Raw genomic sequence first — 21,222 nt, forward strand, 5'->3', positions numbered from 1 at the left:
AACTTCTTAGGAAGTCGGGCCGCAATCGTTTATTTCATCGTTCCCTTTAATACTTTGATCGCCTCTTGCATTTGTGTATCATTGTTTTTAATTTTGTCTCTTAATAAGTCCATTAATTTCAAGGTAGAATCGCCTTTTAGAATTCCATCAGCTGGGAGCTTGTTAGCTTTTTGGAAAGCTGTGACGGCAGCTTTTGTCTTTTTATCAAAGAATCCGTCTGTCCGCCCAGGGTTATATCCTACGGCTTTTAACATTTTCTGTGCAGTTTGTACTTCTGTCCCCGAACTAGATTGTTTTAGTTCTTTATCCGGATTAATGATAGTTAAGGTTGCATAATCAGGCAAGGCAACTGCTACATCTGGATTAATCCCCTTTTTATGGATCCAATTTCCGTTTGGTGTTAACCATTTTGCGGTTGTAAATTTAAGATTTGAACCATCCTTAAAGTCAGAAGCCGTTTGCACAGTTCCCTTCCCAAAAGACTTTTCTCCAACTAGTTTTACACCTGCTGATTCCTTCACAGCCCCTGCTAGGATTTCTGATGCACTGGCACTGCCTTTATCAATTAAGACAACTAATGGAAGATTTGGATTTCCTTCATTTTGCGACGGATACTCTTTAATCTTTCCATTACGATCTTCTACTTTTAAAATAAGTTTTCCTTTAGGAACAAACATGCTCGAAATTGAGATGGCTTGGTCTAATAGACCTCCTGGATTTTGACGCAAATCTAATACGAGACCCTTCATGCCTTTACCATTTAATTCATTGAGTTTTTCTACCAGTTCCTTTGCCGTATTGCTAGAAAAACTGGTAATTTGAACCTTTGCAATTCCATCACCAACCATTTCACCATAAACCGTTTCAATCGGAATCTCATCTCTAATAATTGGGACTGTCATTGGTGGTGCATCTGTTCCTGGTCGTTGGATGGACAACTCTACCTTCGTACCCTTTTTGCCACGAATTAGGGTTACTGCTTGAGTTGAATTCATGCCTTGTAGGCTTTTTCCATTCACGGACATAATCATATCATTAGGTTTTAAGCCAGCTTTTTCAGCTGGAGAGCCTTTTATTGGAGAGACAATAACAATATGTCCGTCCTTTTCCTGAATTTCGGCACCTATTCCTTCAAACGAAGAAGAAATACTGCCATGAAAGCTTTCGGCTTCTTCATTGCTCATATAATCTGAATAGGGGTCATCCAGCGACTCCACCATTCCGTTTATTGCTCCATTAATAACCTTTTTTTGATCAATATCTTTGTAATAGCCACTCTTCAATGTATCAAATGCTTCATAAAGTTTAGTAAATTCTGGTCGTTCCGTTCCTACAGTGACTACCTTTTCATCACCGAACGCGAGTGCAAATGTTGTAATCCCCGCAGAAAGAAACACCACCATAAACAATAGCATGATAAAATGAAATCTTTTTAATCGTATGTATCCAGTTTTGTTTTCAATTGCCTGATCTTGTTCAATATTGGTATCTTTCACTTTTTCTTGTCCCATTTTCTCATCTTCCAAAGCCTTCACCACTTTCATTCACCATAAAAATTAACTCTTAGTGATTAGAATAACATCTTTTACTTAAAATTAACAAAGAAAAGTTAATGAAATTATTAATATTCACAGGAAATCGATATTCACAAAAAACGACACCTACCAAATAGTAAGTGCCGTTCGTATCTATTCTACATCATAGCCTTGGTCTTCGACGGCTTCTTTTAACTTTGTGATTGGGGCTTTGTTGGAATCATGACCAACCTCAACCTTGCCATCCTTTAGTGAAACATTTACTTCGCTTACCCCTTTAACACTTAGAAGTGCTGTTTTGACTGCTTTTTCGCAATGTCCGCAAGTCATCCCTGAAACCTGTAATGTTGTTTTCTCCATGACGATTACCTCACTTTTTTATTTATATATTCATTCTCTTCAATCGAAGGGAATTAGACACAACTGATACTGAACTAAATGCCATGGCTGCACCAGCAACCCAAGGAGCCAACAATCCTAGGGCCGCTATCGGTATTCCGCCTGTATTGTATACAAGAGCCCAGAACAAGTTTTGACGTATATTATGCATCGTTTTTTTACTTAAAGCCATTGCTTTTGGAATCAAGGTTAATTCCCCGCCAAGAATTGTGATATCAGCTGCTTCGATGGCCACATCTGTTCCAGTACCGATTGCAATTCCAATATCCGCAACTGCAAGAGCTGGGGCATCATTAATGCCATCACCAACCATTGCCACTTTAAGTCCTTTTGCCTGTAATTCTTTTACATGTTTAGCCTTTTCCTCTGGCAGTACTTCTGCAATGACATGTGTGATTCCTACTTGATGTGCAATCGCCTTAGCAGTCCGCTCATTGTCACCGGTTAACATAAACACATCAATACCTAAATGAAGTAATTGCTGTACGGCTAATTTGGCTGTTTCTTTCACTGTATCAGCCACTGCAACCACACCGACAATCGTTGAATTTATAGCAATAAACATGGCTGTTTTTCCCTCGTTTTCTAATCGAGACAGATCTTTTTCTCCCGTTAAGCTGGCAATATTTTTAAGATTCATTAACTTTCGCGTGCCCACGAAAATTTCATCATCGCCAATTTTCGCTTCAATTCCATACCCTGGTACAGCTTTAAACCGTTTAACTGGAAGAGTACTTGACCTTTTTTCAATCCCATATTTTACAATTGCTTCTGCTAATGAATGTTCTGAGGACTTCTCAGCGGAAACAAGATATTGGAGAACTTTTTTCTCCTCCTGATATGCAATAAAATCAGTCACCATAGGTTGTCCTTTTGTAATTGTGCCGGTTTTATCGAGGATGAGTGCATTGATTTTATGAGCTGTTTCTAAATGTTCTCCGCCTTTAAAGAGAATTCCCATTTCGGCTCCTTTCCCCGTTCCGACCATGATGGATGTCGGTGTAGCCAGGCCGAGTGCACATGGACAGGCAATCACGAGAACAGCAATTGCTGTTTCAAGTGCGGAAGAAAATTCACCAGGGCGGACAAAGAAATACCAGCTCAAAAAGGTAATCAACGAAATAGCGACCACAATTGGAACAAAATATCCTGAAATGGTATCAGCGACACGTTGAATTGGCGCTTTGCTGCCTTGCGCTTCTTCGACAATTTTTATTATTCCGGCAAGTGCCGTGTCTTTACCCACTTTCACTGCTTTTATTGTCAAGGTTCCATTTTTATTGATGGTCGAACCTATGACTTTATCGCCCACAGCTTTTTCGACCGGGATCGATTCACCAGTTATCATAGATTCATCAACAGATGATTGCCCTAAAGTTACTTCACCGTCAACGGGAATTTTTTCACCTGGTTTCACCAATAAAAGATCGGAAACCTTCACTTCTTCAATAGGGATTTGCCTTTGCTTTCCATCTCTGAACACTGTAGCTTCCTTTGCTTGGAGACTTAGTAATTTAGAAATAGCAATCGTAGTTTTCCCCTTTGCAATTGTTTCAAATAACTTTCCTAAAAGAATTAAAGTAATCAACACGGCACTAGTCTCAAAATAAAGATGCGGCAGATAGGCCCGGTTTCCAATTGTTTTTATTCCTTCAGCAAGACTATAAAAATAGGCCGCAGAAGTTCCTAGAGTCACAAGAACATCCATATTTGCACCTTTATTTTTTAATGCTTTAAAAGCACCTACATAAAATTGACCACCAATATAAAATTGCACAGGGGTTGCCAAAAGCAATTGAAACCAAGGATTCATCAATAAGTGTGGCATTGCCAATCCTAGATCCACTGGAATATGAGCAAGCATCGTATATAAAAGTGGAATGGACAGAATGACCGAAAGTAGAAACTTCCGTTTTTTCAGCTGCAATTCCTCTGCTTTAAATTGCTGCTTTTGTTCCGCTTCATCAAATCGTGCACCGTAGCCAAGTTTTTCTATTTTAGCAATAATATCATTACTTGAAACTTGTTCAGTATCAAAAGAAATAGCGGCAGTCTCCATGGCCAAATTGACATTTGCTTGTACACCGTCCATTTTATTTAGAACCTTTTCAATTCTGGTAGAACAGGCCGCACAAGTCATTCCAGTAATATCTAATTTGAGCTGCTCTTTCATTTTAATCACCTCTAATACTATATACAATACCCCCGGAACCTATATTTCGTCAAAGGAATAATTTCGAAATCATACTATTTTAATTTAAGTCTAATTTAAACGCATTTCGATGATATTTGTCACAGAGAAGTCTGTTTTTTATTAATTCTCCATTTTGGTGTTGAGTTCCTGTTATCTAAATAAATTTAAAGCCTCATCCAATATGGAAGAGGCTTGTGGTGATTATTCCTTTATAGCTGCTTCTAATGCTACTTCAATCATATCATTAAAAGTTAACTGTCTTTCTTCAGCTGTCGTTTCTTCACCTGTTAGAATGTGATCACTAACAGTTAGAACCGAAAGTGCTTTACGGTCAAATTTAGCGGCCAAAGTATAAAGTGCTGTCGTTTCCATTTCAATCGCAAGAATTTGGTACTTAGCCCACTTTTCCAACTCTGCATTATCATTGTAAAACGAATCTGCTGTGAAAATATTTCCTACTTTCAAGTTAAGCCCTTTCGCTACCCCAGCATCATATGCCTTCCGAAGTAAATCAAAGTTTGCTGTAGGGGCAAAATCGACATGACCAAAGGTAAGTCGATTCATATTTGAATCGGTAGAGCTGGTCATAGCCAGAATAACATCACGAACCTTTACATCTTTTTGAATAGCTCCACACGTTCCTACCCGAATTAGATTTTGGACATTATAGCTTTGCATCAATTCATTTATATAAATTGAGATGGAGGGTACGCCCATTCCAGTTCCTTGAACAGAAATTCGTTTCCCTTTATATGTCCCAGTAAAACCAAACATATTCCGGACCTCATTGTAACATTTTGCATCTTCTAAAAAGGTTTCAGCAATATATTTTGCCCGAAGCGGATCTCCTGGCAGTAATACTGTCTCTGCTATTTCGTTTTCTTTTGCACCGATATGTACACTCATTTAAAATCCTCCAATCAAGAACTGCGCACAGTTTTTAATGATTAAAACTGTGTCAAGGACAATATATCATAAACATTTTCCAATGAGAAACTCTGCAACGAAATAGACATGAATTTTTTAATTTGTGGAAAGCTATTTTTAGATTGGAGGGAGATTATTCATGGGTAAAAAACATCGAAGCCGCATTAATTCACCGAAGAAAAATAACCATATCCCTGCTGAGGCAATCGTAGCTGAACACGAAGCACATGCAAAAGAGCACAATGCAACAGGCGGAAGAAAGCACTAAGAAAAGCTTGTTTACTTTAAAAGGAATAAAATAAACCTAAGGAATGGTCCTTAGGTTTTTTAGAGTTACAAGAGTACGATTCTGTTTATAGGAAACCATCCACCAGGTTTTAATTGATAATAATGCTGGCCGCCGCGGCCTTCATCAATTAAAACAATATCTCCCGTAGAAAGAAATCTTCCTTTATAGTTAGAAGGGATTCTATCGGTCACATTAAAGCGGCTGAAGGTTTCCTCTAAGCACTTTTTACGGCTGGATGCTGGAATCATCGTTCGATAAACCTCTTTATGTCCCTTATGTTCACGGTACCTTGGAGTTTGAAAGATCGTTACATCATATTGCAAGCTAGCTCGTTTAGTTAATACTTTGATCATCATGAACCTCCAATTATTAGAATTTAATGTATATTCTAATTAATTAGATATAACCCTTGTCGAATCCTCCTTAGAAAACCCACTTTTTTTGTCGAATAACACTTTTTTTATCCGGACAGGATGTTTCTTGTGAAAATTTATCGAATCACGTTGGAACATAAGAAAAGCGCAAGCGCCCTGGTCAGCGGCGTATGGCCTGGAGCGCTCCAACTGAGATAAAGGAAACACGAAGAGCCGGAGGCGCATTCGTGCTTGACTTATCGTAGGGCGGAGAGCGAAGGACACTAGCCGCTAGGGCCGCTTGCGCTAGACAGTAATCTAAGTTCAAAAACTTATCATTAAATAAAAAAACAGGACCATTTGGCCCTATTTCCCTTGGTTTTATGAATAGCGTTGAATAACACTTTGAATTTTTTGTTGTAAATAAGGGATATCTGCATTTGATACTGACAGGCGCACATTGGTCTCATCTGTCCCTAAAGCTTCCGAGAACAAGCCGGATAACCCTCTAGCACGCCTATCTACTTGAAACATAATATCAAGGCTTCCATTCCCTAATGGGAAGAAAACAACTTCTAATTCATCTAGTTTGCCTCGAAATGCTCCTGAAGTTGGGACAAATTCATATTCTTGAACAAATGGTAATCTTCCTCGTAACCGTCGAGGTGCTTCTTCACAATCGGCCTCACGAATTCTAAATCCTAACTGATCAATGGCGGCAAACACAGCAGACATCAATGAATTCGGGACAACTTTAAGATAATCTTTATCACTTGGGTCGACACCGCCTTTAATATCAAGGCCTGTTGTTACCCAAACTTTTGACCTTCCAATGGAAAGTGGTGTATCGAATGGAAGTTGAAATGAAAAGGGGATGTCTTTTTTCTCATTTGGACGAATAACAAAAGGTGTGGTCAATCTAAACCTGTCAATTGCCGCAGTTACGGTATACTTTTTGTCATCTGATTCTCTTAAATATGTGGTATTTAGAGTGAGATAAATCTCATCCACTTGCTGCTCCACCTTGCCGCCTTTAATCTCAACTACACCATTAACTGTCTCTCCTGGCATATACGTATCTTTTTCAAGCTTTGTGTCCACAGCTGCAGACCCTATTCCTACACTGGCAAATACTTTGTTAAAAAAAGACATCGTTCTTCCTCCTAGATTAAGTATAAATTTATTATTTCAGCTCTTATTTGTGCACAGTTCTCATATGCTGGTTCAATCTGCAAGAGCCTTCTAATTATGTGTTTTGCATGGTTGGAAATTTTCAGTTCCTCTTCCCAACTTTTTTCAAGTATGTCTTTTGAAAAAGTAAAATTAGAATACAGCAAGAACAAAAGGAAATGTCCTAGTCCATAGAAATCCGCTTGGAAATTTATTTCTTTACGCAAATGCTTTTCCTTTGTTTTTGCTACCTCATTTTCATGATGGAAATGTCTACCCAACCCTAAATCGATCAGCCTAATGTTTGAACCATCAGTAATGACATTGGGTATGCGAATGTCTCGATGGACTATTTTACGGTTGTGCAAATATTCTAGTGGTGTAAGTAATTCACTGACAATTTGAAAGGCTTCTTTTTCTGAGATTTTCCTTCCTTCTGAAAAAATGAGTTGTTCGAAATTCATGCCTTCAATAAATTCCATGGTATAGAAGGGTATGTTGTTAAAGATCCCCTCTTCAAAATACCTAGGAAACCCTGGGTGATCAATTGAATCTAACAGTTCTTTTTCTAATTCAAAACTTCCTCTCCCAGAAGCTGTCAATCTTTTATGGAGACGTAAGGCTTTTAACACCTTCTTCTGTCTACTTTGCAAATCATACACCAAATAACTATGACCATAACCACCTGCTCCGAGATGAGTGATCACCTGGTACCGCTCAGCAATTAGTTCATCTTTGGGAAATGGTTTTTCCAATAAATTTGATATGAGTAAAGCGATTTTCTTCATCATGAATAAAACACCCGATTATATTAGCTGCTGAAAAAACTACTACTTTTATATTTCTTTTTATAATAATGATGCCCTAGGTTGTTGTGCTTATAATGATTCCTCTTCTTCCAGGCATCACTTGAGGAACTATACTTGTGATGATGTGATTTGCTTCCAAAAATCAATCTAAGGATTTTTTTTAACAACTCAATCTCCTCCTCTGCTTCGTAACTAGTTATACGTAACCCCTAAAGTAAAGGTTTCAATTACATGCAAAATTAATAAAAAAAAACATACACAACAAAAAGCGAGCATAGAATGCTCGTCTTTCGTTTTAATCTATGATAAAGGAAAACTTCTTTTCCTTTTTTATTCATCATCATCTTCTTCATCGATAATACTCTTCTCAATTAGATATTCGAAGGTGATGTCTGCAATTTCTTCTAGCTCTTCTTCGCTAGGAACGTATCCCCTTTTTACAAGCTCATGAAAGAAAAATTCGGCAATCTCTTCGGTATCAATAAAAACTTCAATTTCTCTCATAGCATCGCCCCCTTTTTAGTGAATGTATGATGTACATGGCGTTTTAATGCTAGTTAATTTAAGGAGCAAACGGAATATCCATTGGTTGAGAACAAATTTTTAAAATAAACTTGGAAAATTAAGTGGGAGATGATGTCTTTTTTGGATTGGACAAGCATAGGATGAATGAAAAGAACTTTCCAAGGGGTGGATTCGGATGTCAAATTTACAAGTAAAATTAGAGGCATGGATAGATGATGTAAATCGGGAGAATAGTGTTACTCTCCAATTAATTGAAAAGTTTTTAGATGGTATGTTTTTCCTCATAAAATGGGCAGGTATCCCGTTTGTTGTTTATTTACTATTTGTAATTTCAAAGTGGTAATTATACATGGCTTTTGCCATCATTACTGACAAGAGTTTCTAATTTTCTGATAATCACACGCATGACTTGATAATATTCCTGATCCTGAAACATTTCATATAAAATTCGGTAATCATTAAATATGTCCAATAAATTATCAATTAGTTCCTTCTTTTCTTTTTTTCTTTCAATTTCTTCAAATTCTGCTTTTCTAATCATGTTCTGGACTTTTGGATTTTCGACTACCTTTTCTTGTTTATTCACTAAGTATAGGAGACCTAGTTTTTGAATGAATGTATCAGCATTTTCAGCATCGGCTACAAGTGTTAATTCTTCTTCACCTGCTTCAAGCCATTCACCATCACTAACTCGTGATAACTCATAAATGACATCTTCCCAGGCATCTTCCTTATAGCGCCAAATTTCTGTTCGGAAGCCTACGACTTTAAATAAGTCCGCGCCATAACCGCTTACTTGAACTAGATCACCGAAGAAAAAATTATATTCGATGTCAATTTGTTCTTTCTCCATCACAACGCCTTCAAATTCTGAAAGTAACTGTAAGGCGGATTCAATGAACAATCCGTCACTTTTATTTACCTCATATACATACTTCCCATCTAGCCACTTTACATCAGTTAATTTTCTATTTTTATCAGGTAACTGAACCCTTGTTATAAAAGCTTTTTATAAGTTTATAAAAATAAAAAACTCATATATCAGATGATACATGAGTTTACTTTATCTTGTCATTCCCTTTTTTATCTTTGTCACACGGCTTCTTCATTTTATTCGTCAGTTCAACCAGTCCCCTGGCTGCTTTTTCGGCATCAAAAGTTCCTCGTTCTGCATATTTCGCTTTCATGAGATCACCTCATAGCAAAATATGCTTTTGGAACTTATTTGGTATCTTGTCTTTAATAATTTGTCAGACGCATCATATAAAAATTTTAAAAGTGGTTTTTTACTCAATCAAACGCAATAAAAATTTTTGTTTCAACCATACGAGTGCTTTTCCTCCTTAAGATTATTTTAATATTCATTATTATCATTATTTTGCACATAATTGGGTATATTATTCTCTGAACAAACCAACAGTGATTACAACCAACCAATAGAGGGCGCTGCCGATACAGGAATTTGCTATTAGAAAAAACATGTCAGCGAGTGCCGATGACCGTGAATTACAGATTTTACTAATCTTGTGGCAGTACCAGTTGAGATGAATGAAAAAGTAGTATGTAATGAACCGATATTATAAAAAAAGCGCCAACCGGCGCTTTCAAAGATATTGCTTTATAAATTTATCAAAGAGTGTAATTTAAATTAACCCTCATTTGTTTAGGAAGTAAATTGTACTCCTCACACAACTGCCGAAAATATGGATGATCTGTGTTAACGGGGTCAATATCTTCACATTTTTTAATTTGTTCTTCAGTTAGAATGTTCTTTGGTATTAATATTTCCATGGCACATTTTATCTTTTTAATTCCAAGTTTTTTAGCAAGATATGGTCTGTGATTTCCACCAGAACAGACTGAATAAAACCCATTTGGCATTAAAACTAAGTGAAGATCTTGATATCGTTTAAAATAATAGCCATTTTCCTTTATCGATTTAGATAATCGATCTAATTTTTCCTGGGACAAAACACCTTCATAACTTAAACCAATAATATCATCAACATAAACCGTATTTACACCGTAATCATAATAGTAGTAATCGCCATATTCCCTGACAATGTCATCATAGAATTTCCAGCCAGAATAATCTATTTCAATTTTCATATTTTCCCCCATTTGAACAAGTAATTTATAGTATTTTATTCAAAAGGAAGAATAATTAGAATTTTGTTTAGTTGTATAATGAAAAATCGTTTGAGTTTAAAAGAAATATCAAGTCCACCGCCGACATCTCCGGAAGATGTTGAAGGAATTCATTTTTACTCTCTTCATTAAAGAAATTGAAAGATGCGATTTACAATGTCCTCAATCTGATATTGTTCTAACCAATCATTATCAAATTCCACCTGAAATTCCATTACCCATTTCCATTCGCACGAACTCCTTCATTTTTGATTAAATAGCACAGCTATTTATTTTTATCATACATTTAATAGAAAGCCCTTTCATTCGTATATTTGTACATTTTGTTAATATTCTATTTATCCAATACATCAAATCCAACAACATCTTCAAACCCGCGTTTTATAATAATTTCATCTTTATTTTTTATAAAAATTTCCTTTTATAACTCATCAAGCCTATGCAATATACCGTGATATTCGTTGATAAAGCCAGCTTTCCAAACATTTATTTTCACTTGATACGTATACTCCATTGCTAAAAGCAAATTCTGTTCAAATTCTTCGATTTGATATTCATCTAAAATGGGTTTAGCTACTTTTAAATCCTCTATCCCTATATTATGCAGCATCTTTACATGTTCTGGCATAAAAAACGCTGATTGCCATTTAATCTTCCCTCGATCACGCAGCATTTCATTACCTCCTTTCATACTCTCATTATTAATATCATTAGAACAAACGTTCGTTATATACACAAACAAAAAAATCGTTGAATCATCAACGATTTTTTAAGAAATATATTCGACGAAAGAAGGAATCCTTAACTTTCCATCCTTTGTGTAATTCCTGAATTTTATCCGGCATTTCATTTTTGGGTCAAGGAAGATAAATTTCTTATCTTCATCTTTAATGAAATTTTTGTGAGTATTATAAAAGACCTTTTTAGCCACAGGATTCATAAATTCCATGATTCCGGCTGGTCGAATTTTTTTACCTTCTTCTAGCCCCAGAAGTAAGCCAAATTCATCTTTCCTGGCTCCGATAATATAAGCGTCGACATATTGATAATTTATGACTTTTAGCCAGTCTTTTGAGCGTTTATTTACCTGATACGGGGAATCAGCTCTTTTAAGAACAATACCTTCTAAGCCGTGCTCTTTTACAAGATTAAAATAGGCTTCACCATTGCCGTACATCCACTGGACCTTTGTGATAAATTCCCTTTGCTCAATCAAGTCATCCAGAAGCACTTTTCTTTCCACTAGTGGCATATGTGCTACTTTCTTTCCCTCATGGTAAAGGACATCAAATACGCAGTATTGTATTTTACGAGTTGATTTACTCGACATAAATCTTTCCATCATCGCCTCAAAATCAGGCTTACCCTGTTCATCACTAACAACTATTTCCCCGTCCAGAACAATTCCGTTAGGCAAATCCAGCGTTAAAAGTTCCGGAAACTTGGATGTCACCTCATTGTTGTGTCTTGTATAAAGCTTTATTTTATTATCAAATTTGGAGAGGATTAAACGAATGCCGTCCAACTTTAGTTCAGTAATAAAATCCTCATCATCAAAAGGTATATCAATTTTTTGCAAAAGCATTGGTGAAACAAACATTTATACCACCTCATAATAATCATAACAGATAAACTGCAATACTTGATTTGGAAATTATTGATATAATAGGAATACATCCCTAGAATTTAACATAAATTGTCTGGCGTTAAAATTTGTTTCGGGGAGGTTATAGTATGAATTCACTTACGCATTTAATTAGTAATTACAAAAGAAATAAAGCCAATTTTGAGGTGTGGAAATTAAGCGATTTTAGAAATCGTTCGAAATCCATTGAAGAATTAATAAATGATGCAGTTTGGGGGTATCTACCTGACCGTAAAAGGGACGGGCACCAACGAAGAATCGATAAAGGTGTACTTGATGAAATGGTAAAAAAGCTGCTTGATCCGGCTGTATTAGATGAATTAAAGGATAGGTGTAAAAGTTTTGATGATTTTTTTTCACTGGTTTATAGCTTAAAGATTAAAGGGTTTAGTTCATTGTGTGTTTATGATACAGCACTTCGAATAGGTGCTATATTCAACTATTATCCAGATGTTGTATTCCTTCACTGTGGTGCATTAGAGGGAGCAGTAGCTTTAATCGGCAAGGAAAAACTAAATCGTTATACGAAATATTTTGCAGATAACGGTAATTACCCTTATCTTCCGGTCGAATGCCTACCTAAAGAGTTACAAGTTCTGGAGCCACACCATATTGAAAACTTTTTATGTATAAATAAGAAAAAAATAATTCCTGCATAAAAACATAAAAATGACTCCTTTTCATAAGGTGTCATTTTTATATTTGGTCTCAATTCTTGTTTTCAGCGATTGTCCATGGTCTGTGGACTTGGATTATCTGTTTAACGCCCACTCACGATGCTAATTTTTTATGAAGTAAAATAAAAGCAATAATCAATTTAATTTTGACCTATTGCTTTTATAATTGTTTATATTGTTTTTTGTATACTTTTTTAGTCCTCTACTCCATGAAAAAAACCAGTGTTGAACCTGAGGATATATTCCAATAAAAAATAAAACAGCTATTGAAATTATGCTTAATCCTACATGAATCGCTAACCACATTTTAGTTTGCGGCAGATTATTCAAGGTTTGATTTTGGCTAAAAAGTAATTTGGATGATGCAAATGCTGACAAAATAATAGTGATAATTATTGGGATCATTTTTAATAAGTCTTTTCCAAGAGATGCTTTTATTTTATGTAATATCTTCCTGTTGGAATTTGCTTTCATATCAATCCATTCCTGAAGTTTTTCTAGATGATATGAAATTTCCATGTCGGAGGATTTAATACCTTCGCTAAATGAATGTATTTCTATCCTATCATTTTTCAAAATAATAAAAAGTTTCTTGTTTTCCTTATTATTAATAAAACAATCTTTTATCTCACTTTCTGCAAAAAGATACTCTAAGCTTTCAGGTCTAAAAAATTCTGGCTTATTGACCCTTTGATAATCCAAATTTTCAATATACATTTTTAACAATACAAAAAGCTGCTCTCTATCTGCTTTTTCTAAATCTGATGGAATATTAATAAAAGAATATATTTTAGACAAAACCGGTTTACTTTGTTCATTAATCCACGTAAAAAATCTGAATGCTGCGGACATCTCTGTAAACGGATAAAACCAATGAATGTACGAATCAGTTTTAAGAGGTAAATTGCCGATAAAAGAAACATATATGGAATTTTCCTGCTTACTTACATATTCCGATTCATCCAAATCCTTTACAATTAAATTAATATTAACTTTATCTTCTCCAACTTCGATTGGGAAGGTAAAATAATTTGCTTTATTTTCTAATTGACGTAAATAGGTTTCAGTAAGGTTTTTGCCTGATCGATTGTAAACTGTGACAAGCCATGAAATAATTAGTTGTTTGGGGTCAATAGTTCCGAATAAAACTTCCTCTTCGACAATATGTTCTGTTTCATATTCAGTTATTACCCTAGTCTTAATTGTTTTTTTCTGATTAATAATACCCTTAATCCGCAAATACTCCAGAACACCATTAGTATCTTCTGCTTTTAAATCATCCCATAGCAATGTAAAATCATAGAGACTCCGGAGATTTTCCATTCTACTAATTTCAGAAATGATAAAATCCAGATACTGAATCTCAACATCAGTTAAAAGAGAATCATTAACTGTCACCGCAAATCATTCCTTTATCAGAGATTCATACTCTTCAATTAAATTCACGGCATCTCCAGTTGATACTTTACACAGGTGTTGAAGTAACTTAACAACCTTTGCCGCCAGCTCATCACTTTGCATTTTGTTCATCGTTTTAAATATAGTCATATAAGCCGAAAAATATGATAATAAGTTTGGATATTTTTCAGTGGTATACTCGTTAACATCTTCACTAATATATTTATCAATTTCTGAATCACATAAAAAATGACCTACATTCAACATTATAGTAGAAACCAAACGTTTTTCACGATCATTCATGCCCTTTGTTTTGTTCTCTTCTAACAACAGGGTTAAATCATTGATTACCTCTTTCACTTTTCCTTGTAACTGGGAACGAAGAGGCGCTCTCATTTTCCTTTTATAAATGTCCAAGACTTGGTCCTCAAGGCTTTTATAAAATTTCTCAGAAATGACCACCCACTCGATATCATAAATAATGCGATCTAGAACTTTAGGAATGACATAAGTTTCAACTTGTATCCTTCCTTCTTCTGTCAATCTAAGGCGGAATCGATGCCCTTCAATAACAAAAATGGTTGAAAGCTCATACACTCTTAGTGATTGGTCACTTTGAACTAACTGGACAACCGGTCGTTGATAATTCATTTCATTAAGCCCATAGATATCAATTCTTAGGTCATCATCTGATTTAAATTTTGGATTAGAAACTTCTCCTTTCAACTTTAACTGAATCATAATTAACTGTGCTTCATCGAAGTGTATTTCTTCAATTTTTAATGAATGCTGATGAAATAAAAGATGTATAACCGAAAGAATATCTTTTGATTGACTAAAGGTTCCATCTGGATTGTGTACCGCAATAATTCCAGATTTGTAATAAAACCTTGTTTCAATCCAGGTTGCATTAGTTTGTCTTGACGGAAATGGTTCATGAACAATTGTTGATGTCTCGATTTTAAATTTAAAATCTAACGAGGCATTATTAAAATTTAGATCTGTTAAAAACAAATCGTATTTAATTCCGCAAGAAAGTGAATCAATCTCTTTAATATTTCTGTTATTCCCTTTAATTTCTTCAATTCTATCCTTTATTTGACTAAGGTCATCAGAAAAAGGAGGGATTCTAAAGAGCTTAACATTTAGTTTGTCACCTTTTCTTCCTTCCTGATCAAATACGGGTTTTATTTGTGAATAAACTTGGGATTGATCATAATTGTTGGTTTCAAATAACCCAAGATAACAATTATTTTTATTTATTTCGTTCTGATTTGCTCCTTCAGAAAAACTTGATGCATAGCGCTTAAAATGATTAACAAAATTTTCTGCATAAATTCGATCATACATCTCTTTAAGTGTATAGTCCTTTCGGAAGAAAAATGTTTTTTCAGACATTATTCAACCTCCATATGTCTTAACAATGATGATTTTGCTAAAATTTGCAATTCTTCCTTTTGTTTTTCTAAAGTCTGTACTACTTGATCAACAAATACGTGTGGTTGCAATAATTCTTCATACGCACTTTCAAGGTCAACATCATATATTGTTTGTCTTCCTCTAATTTTCGAATATTCATCTGCTCGTTTAATCATAATAATGGTTAGCTGCTCCAATTGGTCCATCAGCAGTAATTTTGCTTTAGTAGATATTCTCGAATCTACTTGGTTTTTAATAAAAGTCGATAAGGTTCCTAATCGTGTGACCCTGATTTCACCAGTTTCTTGTTCCTCCGGATCATTATGCTCAACTGATTCATCAAGTTGAGCAATATATTCATTAGCTTCATCATTTACAATGTCTGCATCTAAATGAAGTGTCTTTGGCTCTTTAACAATCTCCTCATTAGCTCCCATAAACGAATCTCCTTTTATTTTTAATTAAATTATATCTACAAAATAAGCTTTATAACAACAAAATTGTAAAATTAGTGCCAAAATTTCACAAATTAAAATTGAAAATCGTATTCTCAGCTTTCCCGGAAGCTGATGTATTGAAAACAAATCCTAAAAAAATCGTCCTATTTTGCAGGACGACTTTTTAAATAATCATAAAACGTGGTTCTACTGATGCCCACTTTTTCCGCTATTTCTTTAACTGAATAACGTTTTGACTCATGCAATGCAAATGCCATTTCTAATTTTTCATTATCTACAACTGGGCGACCGAGCTTTATGCCGTTTTTCTTTTTTGCAGCCAATTGTTCTTTTGTTCGTTCTGAAATAACATCTCGTTCAAATTCTGCAATTGCACCCATCACACGGAAAAACAATTTTCCCATGGCAGTCGTTGTATCGATTTTTTCACGTAGCGAAATGAAGTCGATTCCTCTGGTTTGAAATTCCTCCACAAGCTCTTCCAGGTGTTTTAAACTGCGGCTAATACGATCGAGTTTAAAAACTACAATTTCATCGCCTTCACGGGCATATTCAAGCATACGTTTTAATTCCGGGCGATCTTTTTTCATCCCTGATACATGTTCCTTAAATATATTATCTTCCTTAACACCGGCAGCTTTCAGTGCTTCAAACTGCATTAACATGTCCTGGTCGTCAGTGGAAACCCTTGCGTATCCCAGTTTCATTTTTCCTCCATTCCTGTACGAAAAACGGTAAAATCATTTATTTTTGAACATTTTATTTTTCGTACCATTTTTCGAACACTTTACATAAAAATTTGGTCCAAAATGCGCCCTTTTTAAATCGTTAGAAAATTTATCAATAAAACGGACGTTTTTTGAACACTGCTATTATGGTACAAATTTAAATATTTGATACCTTTTGGTAACATCAACCAAAAAAGTTGATAATTAAAAAAGCCACCGAATGTTACCGGCAGCGACTTAGTAGATTTTCTGTATTGGCGATCCGAACTTATTGAAATAAAACATCCTGTATTTAGCAAATAAAAAATGGCAGTATCAGAATTTTAAAAATCAAAATTACGCAATTAATGCATATAATCTTGCATATTTTAGGAGCTTAAATTTTATTCCTTATTGAGTTAAAGCACCCGTTTGTTTAAGTACAATTCTTCACAAGCTTAAAATGAATCTCCATTTTAATTCTATAGTCTTAAATACCAAATAAGCAGCCCCAAAAAAGCGCAATATCAACACCTATAATAAGAGTCTGAGAAGTGATTTGAGCAATCTTTACATTTTGGTTATAATTCATTTTATATCCTCCTGGTTTATTGAGTTTGTCCTTTTCGCGTGCTGGCTTTAGGACTCTCTCATTCTACCAAGAGGTTATTTATTTGTTCAAACTCCATTTTCATTCATTACAGGAATGCTGCCCCGTTTGTTCAATAAGAAGTTCAATAAAAAGTGCGCTAATCCTAATTGGATCAACGCACCCGTTATATACGTTTAGCGTGACGCTATTGGCGGTTGGCACACGTCACATTTACGTTGGTTATTATTTTTAAATTTCGTAAATGTTTTTTCAAAGTTGCTACCACATGCACATTTAAACAGTAACTTTTGAGAAAAACCGTGATATTCCGTCGATAGCAACTTACTTTCCGAATTGTTCTCAACAAATTCTTTAATTTTACCAATCGTCCATCGTTTATTCATTCTCTTACACCCCCTATTTTATCGCTAGTCGGAGGCTTACTTGGCATCCGTTCAATTATGAGTTAAAGTCGTAATTATCCTAAGTTCCTCATTATAACATGAGCAGGTACACAATTAAACAAATGGAAGTATCTTATTAATACAGATAGGTAAGGCTTTGAAGTTATCACCACCCTTTCCCCCTGTTCACACCGTAGGTGCGACTTTCACCGCATACGGCGTTCCAACTAATCCAATTCATTCAATAATAATACATCATATGGTAAAATGTGGAGTTCTTTATTACTCCTTTATTTCACTATGCCTTCACGAAGCCATATTGGTCTTAATTCATTACATTTAAACCGTAATCTACTACCAAGGGTTAAGAAATCCTGCGAATTAGCGAGCATTTGCGAGAAAATCGTATTAAACTGAGGGAGTTTAAGTACAAAACTTCACAGTTTTAGCCACTTTCTACAATAGCACTTTAAAATTGTAATTAGGAGAATTCGTCATTATGTGATACACTGTGCTTACCATTTGATTTACTTGTTTACATGTGCCCTACTCATTCGTGAGTGGGGCTCCTTGTTTTTAAAAGAATAATAATAAAAAAGCAGACTCTATAAAAGAGTCTGCTTTAGTTTATTCTTATTATGAAGCTTTACGCACGTTAGATGCTTGAGCTCCACGTTGACCTTGCTCAACGTCAAAAGTAACTGCTTGACCTTCGTCTAAAGATTTGAAACCTTCGCCTTGGATCGCTGAGAAATGAACGAAAACGTCTTCTCCGCCTTCACGTTCGATGAATCCGAAACCTTTTTCTGCGTTAAACCATTTTACTTTACCTTGTTCCATTTTGTTTCCTCCTGCTGTGTGCTTTGCACACAATGTGTTACTATCCTTGCACTCAGTGATCATCAAGACGAATAGTTAATCTTATATTATCCTTTACACCGAACAAAAATAATTCTTCTAAATTTTAACACTTTTGAAAAGTATTTGCAAGAACATTATTTTTATTTTCTTTTAAAATCGTTAGCACTTTTTAGTCTGAGGTTTATTTTAATTGCATTAAATATTTTTTCTAACGCCGATTAATCCTTAAGCTACATTGTTCAAACATAGTTAATTCCAGAGGAAAAAAAAGGCAACCAATGATGACGATAGCTACTCCTCCATACATTATTTTCACAGTCCTTACTTTTTCTGTGAGGTCATGGAAGTTTTTTTTCGTTTACCATTTCCCGCTTTTCCCCCAAATCCCCTATTCCCTCTATAGTTTTTCCTTGATTTCTCTTGTACTTTTACTTTAGGCTTACTGGCATATCGCGGTGTCTCGGAAGTTAACTGAACAGGAACATCCCTCTGTTCCTTCGACAACAATTTCAAGGCAATTGAAACTAACGCTAACGAATCATACTGATCGAGCAATTCGCCTGCTGCATGCTTAAACTGTGAGTACTGCTCCTCTTCAACCAATTGAATCATCTTTTCTACTGCGTCTTTCTGTATAGACTCCCTTGCCTCTGCTACCGTTGGTATTGATTTGCGCTGGATATTTCCTTTCGAGGCTTTTTCAATATTGCGGATCTGTCCGGTTTCCCTTGATGTAGCAAATGTAATAGCTAACCCTGACTTACCTGCTCTCCCCGTTCTGCCGATTCGGTGAACATAACTTTCCGGGTCTTGAGGAATGTCAAAATTGTAGACGTGGGTAACCCCTGAAACATCAATTCCCCTCGCAGCCACATCGGTCGCAACTAAAATATCAATGTTCCCCTCACGAAATTTATTCATCACAACATCTCGCTGTCGTTGATTTAAATCTCCATGCAATCCGTCAGCAAGATACCCTCTTTTATTCAATGCTTCACTTAATTCATCCACGCGTCTTTTTGTTCTCCCGAAAATCACCGCTAATTCTGGGTTATCCACGTCTAGCAGACGGCAAAGCACTTCAAATTTATCCCGTTCATTAACCTCATAATAAACTTGCTTTACATTTGGAGCAGTGACTTCCTTCGCTTTCATCTTTACTAACTCTGGATCGTTCATAAACCTTTCGGCAAGATTTTGAATCGGTTTAGGCATGGTTGCGGAGAACAGCAAGGTTTGTTTTTCTTCAGGGGTCTCTTTTAGGATTCGTTCGATATCCTCCAGAAAGCCCATATCTAACATTTCATCAGCTTCATCCAAAACCACCAATGAGATACGGTCTAATTTTAGCGTTTTACGTTTAATGTGGTCCAAAAGTCTTCCGGGTGTTCCCGTAATGATGTGAGGTCCCTTTTTTAATGCTTTAATTTGGCGATCTATCGACTGCCCTCCATAAATAGGGAGAGAGGTTATACCCATGTATTTAGCCAGTCGATTGATCTCTTCTGAAACCTGAATAGCTAATTCTCTCGTAGGTGCGATTGCAATCGCCTGAACGTATTTTTTACTCGTATCCACTTTCTCCAAGATCGGTATGGCGAAGGCAGCCGTCTTTCCGGTACCTGTTTGTGCTTGACCAATAATGTCCTTTCCCGACAAAGCTATGGGAATGGCTTTCTCTTGTATAGGAGATGCTTCTTCAAATCCCATATCCGTAATCGCTCTTTTTATGGGCTCACTAATGCCCATTTCCTGAAATGTTGTCATACTCAAAAACCCCTCCTAAGCGTTTACTATTTTTTATATTGTCTATACCCTTGATTGAATGCACATCTGTACTGATTTTTACAAGCTAATCAGGTAATTAAGGCATACACCCATCGGGTGCAAGGGAAATACTGACAATAGGCATCACGGTGATATAAGTGTCGACTCATCCCACTGTAAGTGACCTGCCAAAAAAGAATATTGTTTTCAGGACATATGATACACTGAGTTTACCATTTGATTTATCGATTCAAGTACCTCTTGAATTAGTCAGTAGGTTTTTTTGGTTTAAAATAAAAAACAGACCCTTATAAATAAAAGTCTGTCCTTATTCGTTCTTCTTATAATTAAGCTTTATGAACGTTTGAAGCTTGGGGTCCGCGTTGACCTTGCTCTACGTCAAAAGTAACCTCTTGACCTTCTTCAAGTGATTTATAGCCTTCGCCTTGGATCGCTGAGAAATGAACGAATACATCGTCTCCACCTTCACGTTCGATGAATCCGAAACCTTTTTCGCTGTTAAACCATTTTACTTTACCTTTTTCCACTTTTAGTTGCCTCCTATTGTGTAAATTGCACACAATTGTTGATGGATTGTAACATGACCAAGATGTTTAAGGAATCTTGGTATGGTCATATTATTACCTTGATGAATGAAAGTTTATTCAGTATATATGTTTAATACGAAACCATCCAAGAATATGATTAATCCACTAAAAAATGCTATAATAAAATAGGAGCTAATTAATACTTTGATGTAGAGTAGACCCTGCATCTAGTAATAAGGTTGGCTTTCTTTTACTTTATTCTGTATAAAAAAATTTAAATAACCCAAGTTAAAAGTACCAAGAGCGCCAAAAGCTTGGAACTTTTTACTGTCAACTGCCATCCTGTCCCCATAAGATGGTAGTTCTATTCTTTTTATTCCCTAAAAAAATACCCTTT

23 protein-coding genes and 1 pseudogene are annotated in these 21,222 nt (G+C 35.6%); 3 read left to right on the plus strand and 21 right to left on the minus strand.

What is annotated here, in order from left to right:
- Positions 1–29 precede the first annotated feature (29 nt).
- From QNH17_RS19955 to deoD, 4 genes are all read right to left on the minus strand, one after another.
- Positions 30–1,511, minus strand: a complete 1,482-nt coding sequence (locus QNH17_RS19955; protein ID WP_283879555.1) for a lmo1851 family serine protease — start codon at positions 1,509–1,511, stop codon at positions 30–32.
- 177 nt (positions 1,512–1,688) lie between these two features.
- Positions 1,689–1,895 carry a copper chaperone CopZ gene (copZ, locus tag QNH17_RS19960; protein ID WP_283874616.1) on the minus strand — a complete coding sequence of 69 codons (207 nt, stop codon included), beginning with the start codon at positions 1,893–1,895 and terminating at the stop codon, positions 1,689–1,691.
- Positions 1,896–1,917: 22 nt separating this feature from the next.
- On the minus strand, positions 1,918–4,107 hold the full coding sequence (locus tag QNH17_RS19965; protein WP_283874617.1) for a heavy metal translocating P-type ATPase: 2,190 nt from the start codon (positions 4,105–4,107) through the stop codon (positions 1,918–1,920).
- Positions 4,108–4,329: 222 nt separating this feature from the next.
- Positions 4,330–5,034 (minus strand): purine-nucleoside phosphorylase, encoded by a 705-nt coding sequence (gene deoD, locus QNH17_RS19970; protein WP_283874618.1) that lies wholly within the window; start codon positions 5,032–5,034, stop codon positions 4,330–4,332.
- A 160-nt stretch (positions 5,035–5,194) separates the two neighbouring features.
- Here deoD and QNH17_RS19975 point away from each other — a divergent pair, with 160 nt between their 5' ends.
- Entirely contained in the window at positions 5,195–5,323 is a 129-nt protein-coding gene (locus QNH17_RS19975; RefSeq protein ID WP_098575029.1) for a hypothetical protein, read from the plus strand.
- 65 nt (positions 5,324–5,388) lie between these two features.
- On the opposite strand, the gene QNH17_RS19980 is transcribed toward QNH17_RS19975, so the two are convergent.
- The 4 genes from QNH17_RS19980 to QNH17_RS19995 form a co-directional block, all read right to left on the minus strand.
- The gene (locus QNH17_RS19980; RefSeq protein WP_283874620.1) at positions 5,389–5,700 is read right to left on the minus strand and encodes a YodL domain-containing protein; all 312 of its coding nucleotides are present in this window, start codon (positions 5,698–5,700) and stop codon (positions 5,389–5,391) included.
- A gap of 378 nt (positions 5,701–6,078) precedes the next feature.
- Complete coding sequence (locus QNH17_RS19985) at positions 6,079–6,849, minus strand: sporulation protein (protein WP_283874622.1); 771 nt, start codon at positions 6,847–6,849, stop codon at positions 6,079–6,081.
- An 11-nt stretch (positions 6,850–6,860) separates the two neighbouring features.
- Positions 6,861–7,658, minus strand: a complete 798-nt coding sequence (locus QNH17_RS19990; RefSeq protein WP_283874624.1) for a serine/threonine-protein kinase — start codon at positions 7,656–7,658, stop codon at positions 6,861–6,863.
- 348 nt (positions 7,659–8,006) lie between these two features.
- The gene (locus QNH17_RS19995) at positions 8,007–8,180 is read right to left on the minus strand and encodes a YozD family protein (protein ID WP_283874626.1); all 174 of its coding nucleotides are present in this window, start codon (positions 8,178–8,180) and stop codon (positions 8,007–8,009) included.
- 196 nt (positions 8,181–8,376) lie between these two features.
- Between QNH17_RS19995 and QNH17_RS20000 the strand changes: the two genes are divergently transcribed.
- Complete coding sequence (locus QNH17_RS20000) at positions 8,377–8,544, plus strand: hypothetical protein (protein ID WP_283874627.1); 168 nt, start codon at positions 8,377–8,379, stop codon at positions 8,542–8,544.
- On the opposite strand, the pseudogene QNH17_RS20005 reads toward QNH17_RS20000, so the two are convergent.
- The 5 genes and pseudogenes from QNH17_RS20005 to QNH17_RS20025 all read right to left on the minus strand — a co-directional run.
- Positions 8,545–9,168, minus strand: a pseudogene (locus QNH17_RS20005) (hypothetical protein); the annotation flags it as partial.
- Between the two features lie 91 nt (positions 9,169–9,259).
- Positions 9,260–9,388, minus strand: coding sequence for a hypothetical protein (locus tag QNH17_RS20010; RefSeq protein ID WP_283874629.1), 129 nt, complete (start codon positions 9,386–9,388; stop codon positions 9,260–9,262).
- Between the two features lie 442 nt (positions 9,389–9,830).
- Complete coding sequence (locus tag QNH17_RS20015; RefSeq protein WP_283874630.1) at positions 9,831–10,310, minus strand: ParB/Srx family N-terminal domain-containing protein; 480 nt, start codon at positions 10,308–10,310, stop codon at positions 9,831–9,833.
- 460 nt (positions 10,311–10,770) lie between these two features.
- A complete protein-coding gene (locus QNH17_RS20020) occupies positions 10,771–11,022 on the minus strand; it encodes a YolD-like family protein (RefSeq protein ID WP_283874632.1) in 252 nt (83 codons plus the stop codon).
- A 96-nt stretch (positions 11,023–11,118) separates the two neighbouring features.
- On the minus strand, positions 11,119–11,949 hold the full coding sequence (locus QNH17_RS20025; RefSeq protein WP_283874633.1) for an ATP-dependent DNA ligase: 831 nt from the start codon (positions 11,947–11,949) through the stop codon (positions 11,119–11,121).
- A gap of 134 nt (positions 11,950–12,083) precedes the next feature.
- Between QNH17_RS20025 and QNH17_RS20030 the strand changes: the two genes are divergently transcribed.
- Positions 12,084–12,653: a hypothetical protein gene (locus QNH17_RS20030; RefSeq protein ID WP_283874634.1), complete on the plus strand. Its 570-nt coding sequence runs from the start codon at positions 12,084–12,086 to the stop codon at positions 12,651–12,653.
- A 153-nt stretch (positions 12,654–12,806) separates the two neighbouring features.
- Here the strand turns inward: QNH17_RS20030 and QNH17_RS20035 are convergent, their stop codons facing one another.
- From QNH17_RS20035 to QNH17_RS20070, 8 genes are all read right to left on the minus strand, one after another.
- Positions 12,807–14,069 (minus strand): hypothetical protein, encoded by a 1,263-nt coding sequence (locus QNH17_RS20035; protein WP_283874636.1) that lies wholly within the window; start codon positions 14,067–14,069, stop codon positions 12,807–12,809.
- A 6-nt stretch (positions 14,070–14,075) separates the two neighbouring features.
- On the minus strand, positions 14,076–15,467 hold the full coding sequence (locus QNH17_RS20040) for a hypothetical protein (protein ID WP_283874638.1): 1,392 nt from the start codon (positions 15,465–15,467) through the stop codon (positions 14,076–14,078).
- A complete protein-coding gene (locus tag QNH17_RS20045) occupies positions 15,467–15,925 on the minus strand; it encodes a hypothetical protein (protein ID WP_283874639.1) in 459 nt (152 codons plus the stop codon). The genes QNH17_RS20040 and QNH17_RS20045 overlap by 1 nt, the downstream gene beginning before the upstream one ends.
- A 164-nt stretch (positions 15,926–16,089) precedes the next feature.
- Complete coding sequence (locus QNH17_RS20050) at positions 16,090–16,653, minus strand: recombinase family protein (protein WP_283874640.1); 564 nt, start codon at positions 16,651–16,653, stop codon at positions 16,090–16,092.
- A 786-nt stretch (positions 16,654–17,439) separates the two neighbouring features.
- Positions 17,440–17,649, minus strand: a complete 210-nt coding sequence (locus tag QNH17_RS20055) for a hypothetical protein (RefSeq protein WP_215039890.1) — start codon at positions 17,647–17,649, stop codon at positions 17,440–17,442.
- Positions 17,650–18,285: 636 nt separating this feature from the next.
- Positions 18,286–18,489 carry a cold-shock protein gene (locus tag QNH17_RS20060; RefSeq protein WP_283874643.1) on the minus strand — a complete coding sequence of 68 codons (204 nt, stop codon included), beginning with the start codon at positions 18,487–18,489 and terminating at the stop codon, positions 18,286–18,288.
- A 342-nt stretch (positions 18,490–18,831) separates the two neighbouring features.
- Entirely contained in the window at positions 18,832–20,277 is a 1,446-nt protein-coding gene (cshA, locus tag QNH17_RS20065) for a degradosome RNA helicase CshA (protein WP_283874645.1), read from the minus strand.
- Positions 20,278–20,624: 347 nt separating this feature from the next.
- Complete coding sequence (locus QNH17_RS20070; RefSeq protein WP_160723171.1) at positions 20,625–20,825, minus strand: cold-shock protein; 201 nt, start codon at positions 20,823–20,825, stop codon at positions 20,625–20,627.
- Positions 20,826–21,222: the final 397 nt, after the last annotated feature.

Origin of the sequence: Neobacillus sp. SuZ13 (assembly GCF_030123365.1) — a bacterium.
Taxonomy (GTDB): Bacteria; Bacillota; Bacilli; order Bacillales; family Cytobacillaceae; genus Neobacillus.

Bases quoted from the DNA above. Each gene is read 5' to 3' on its own strand.
- QNH17_RS19980 (WP_283874620.1), bottom strand. From the start codon at position 5,700: ATGATGATCAAAGTATTAACTAAACGAGCTAGCTTGCAATATGATGTA.
- QNH17_RS20015 (WP_283874630.1), bottom strand. From the start codon at position 10,310: ATGAAAATTGAAATAGATTATTCTGGCTGGAAATTCTATGATGACATT.
- QNH17_RS19985 (WP_283874622.1), bottom strand. From the start codon at position 6,849: ATGTCTTTTTTTAACAAAGTATTTGCCAGTGTAGGAATAGGGTCTGCA.
- deoD (WP_283874618.1), bottom strand. From the start codon at position 5,034: ATGAGTGTACATATCGGTGCAAAAGAAAACGAAATAGCAGAGACAGTA.
- QNH17_RS19975 (WP_098575029.1), top strand. From the start codon at position 5,195: ATGGGTAAAAAACATCGAAGCCGCATTAATTCACCGAAGAAAAATAAC.
- QNH17_RS20030 (WP_283874634.1), top strand. From the start codon at position 12,084: ATGAATTCACTTACGCATTTAATTAGTAATTACAAAAGAAATAAAGCC.
- QNH17_RS20020 (WP_283874632.1), bottom strand. From the start codon at position 11,022: ATGCTGCGTGATCGAGGGAAGATTAAATGGCAATCAGCGTTTTTTATG.
- QNH17_RS19955 (WP_283879555.1), bottom strand. From the start codon at position 1,511: ATGGGACAAGAAAAAGTGAAAGATACCAATATTGAACAAGATCAGGCA.
- QNH17_RS19990 (WP_283874624.1), bottom strand. From the start codon at position 7,658: ATGATGAAGAAAATCGCTTTACTCATATCAAATTTATTGGAAAAACCA.
- QNH17_RS20040 (WP_283874638.1), bottom strand. From the start codon at position 15,467: ATGTCTGAAAAAACATTTTTCTTCCGAAAGGACTATACACTTAAAGAG.
- QNH17_RS20010 (WP_283874629.1), bottom strand. From the start codon at position 9,388: ATGAAAGCGAAATATGCAGAACGAGGAACTTTTGATGCCGAAAAAGCA.
- copZ (WP_283874616.1), bottom strand. From the start codon at position 1,895: ATGGAGAAAACAACATTACAGGTTTCAGGGATGACTTGCGGACATTGC.
- QNH17_RS20025 (WP_283874633.1), bottom strand. From the start codon at position 11,949: ATGTTTGTTTCACCAATGCTTTTGCAAAAAATTGATATACCTTTTGAT.
- QNH17_RS20050 (WP_283874640.1), bottom strand. From the start codon at position 16,653: ATGAAACTGGGATACGCAAGGGTTTCCACTGACGACCAGGACATGTTA.
- QNH17_RS20045 (WP_283874639.1), bottom strand. From the start codon at position 15,925: ATGGGAGCTAATGAGGAGATTGTTAAAGAGCCAAAGACACTTCATTTA.
- QNH17_RS19965 (WP_283874617.1), bottom strand. From the start codon at position 4,107: ATGAAAGAGCAGCTCAAATTAGATATTACTGGAATGACTTGTGCGGCC.
- QNH17_RS19995 (WP_283874626.1), bottom strand. From the start codon at position 8,180: ATGAGAGAAATTGAAGTTTTTATTGATACCGAAGAGATTGCCGAATTT.
- cshA (WP_283874645.1), bottom strand. From the start codon at position 20,277: ATGACAACATTTCAGGAAATGGGCATTAGTGAGCCCATAAAAAGAGCG.
- QNH17_RS20060 (WP_283874643.1), bottom strand. From the start codon at position 18,489: ATGGAACAAGGTAAAGTAAAATGGTTTAACGCAGAAAAAGGTTTCGGA.
- QNH17_RS20000 (WP_283874627.1), top strand. From the start codon at position 8,377: ATGTCAAATTTACAAGTAAAATTAGAGGCATGGATAGATGATGTAAAT.
- QNH17_RS20055 (WP_215039890.1), bottom strand. From the start codon at position 17,649: ATGAATAAACGATGGACGATTGGTAAAATTAAAGAATTTGTTGAGAAC.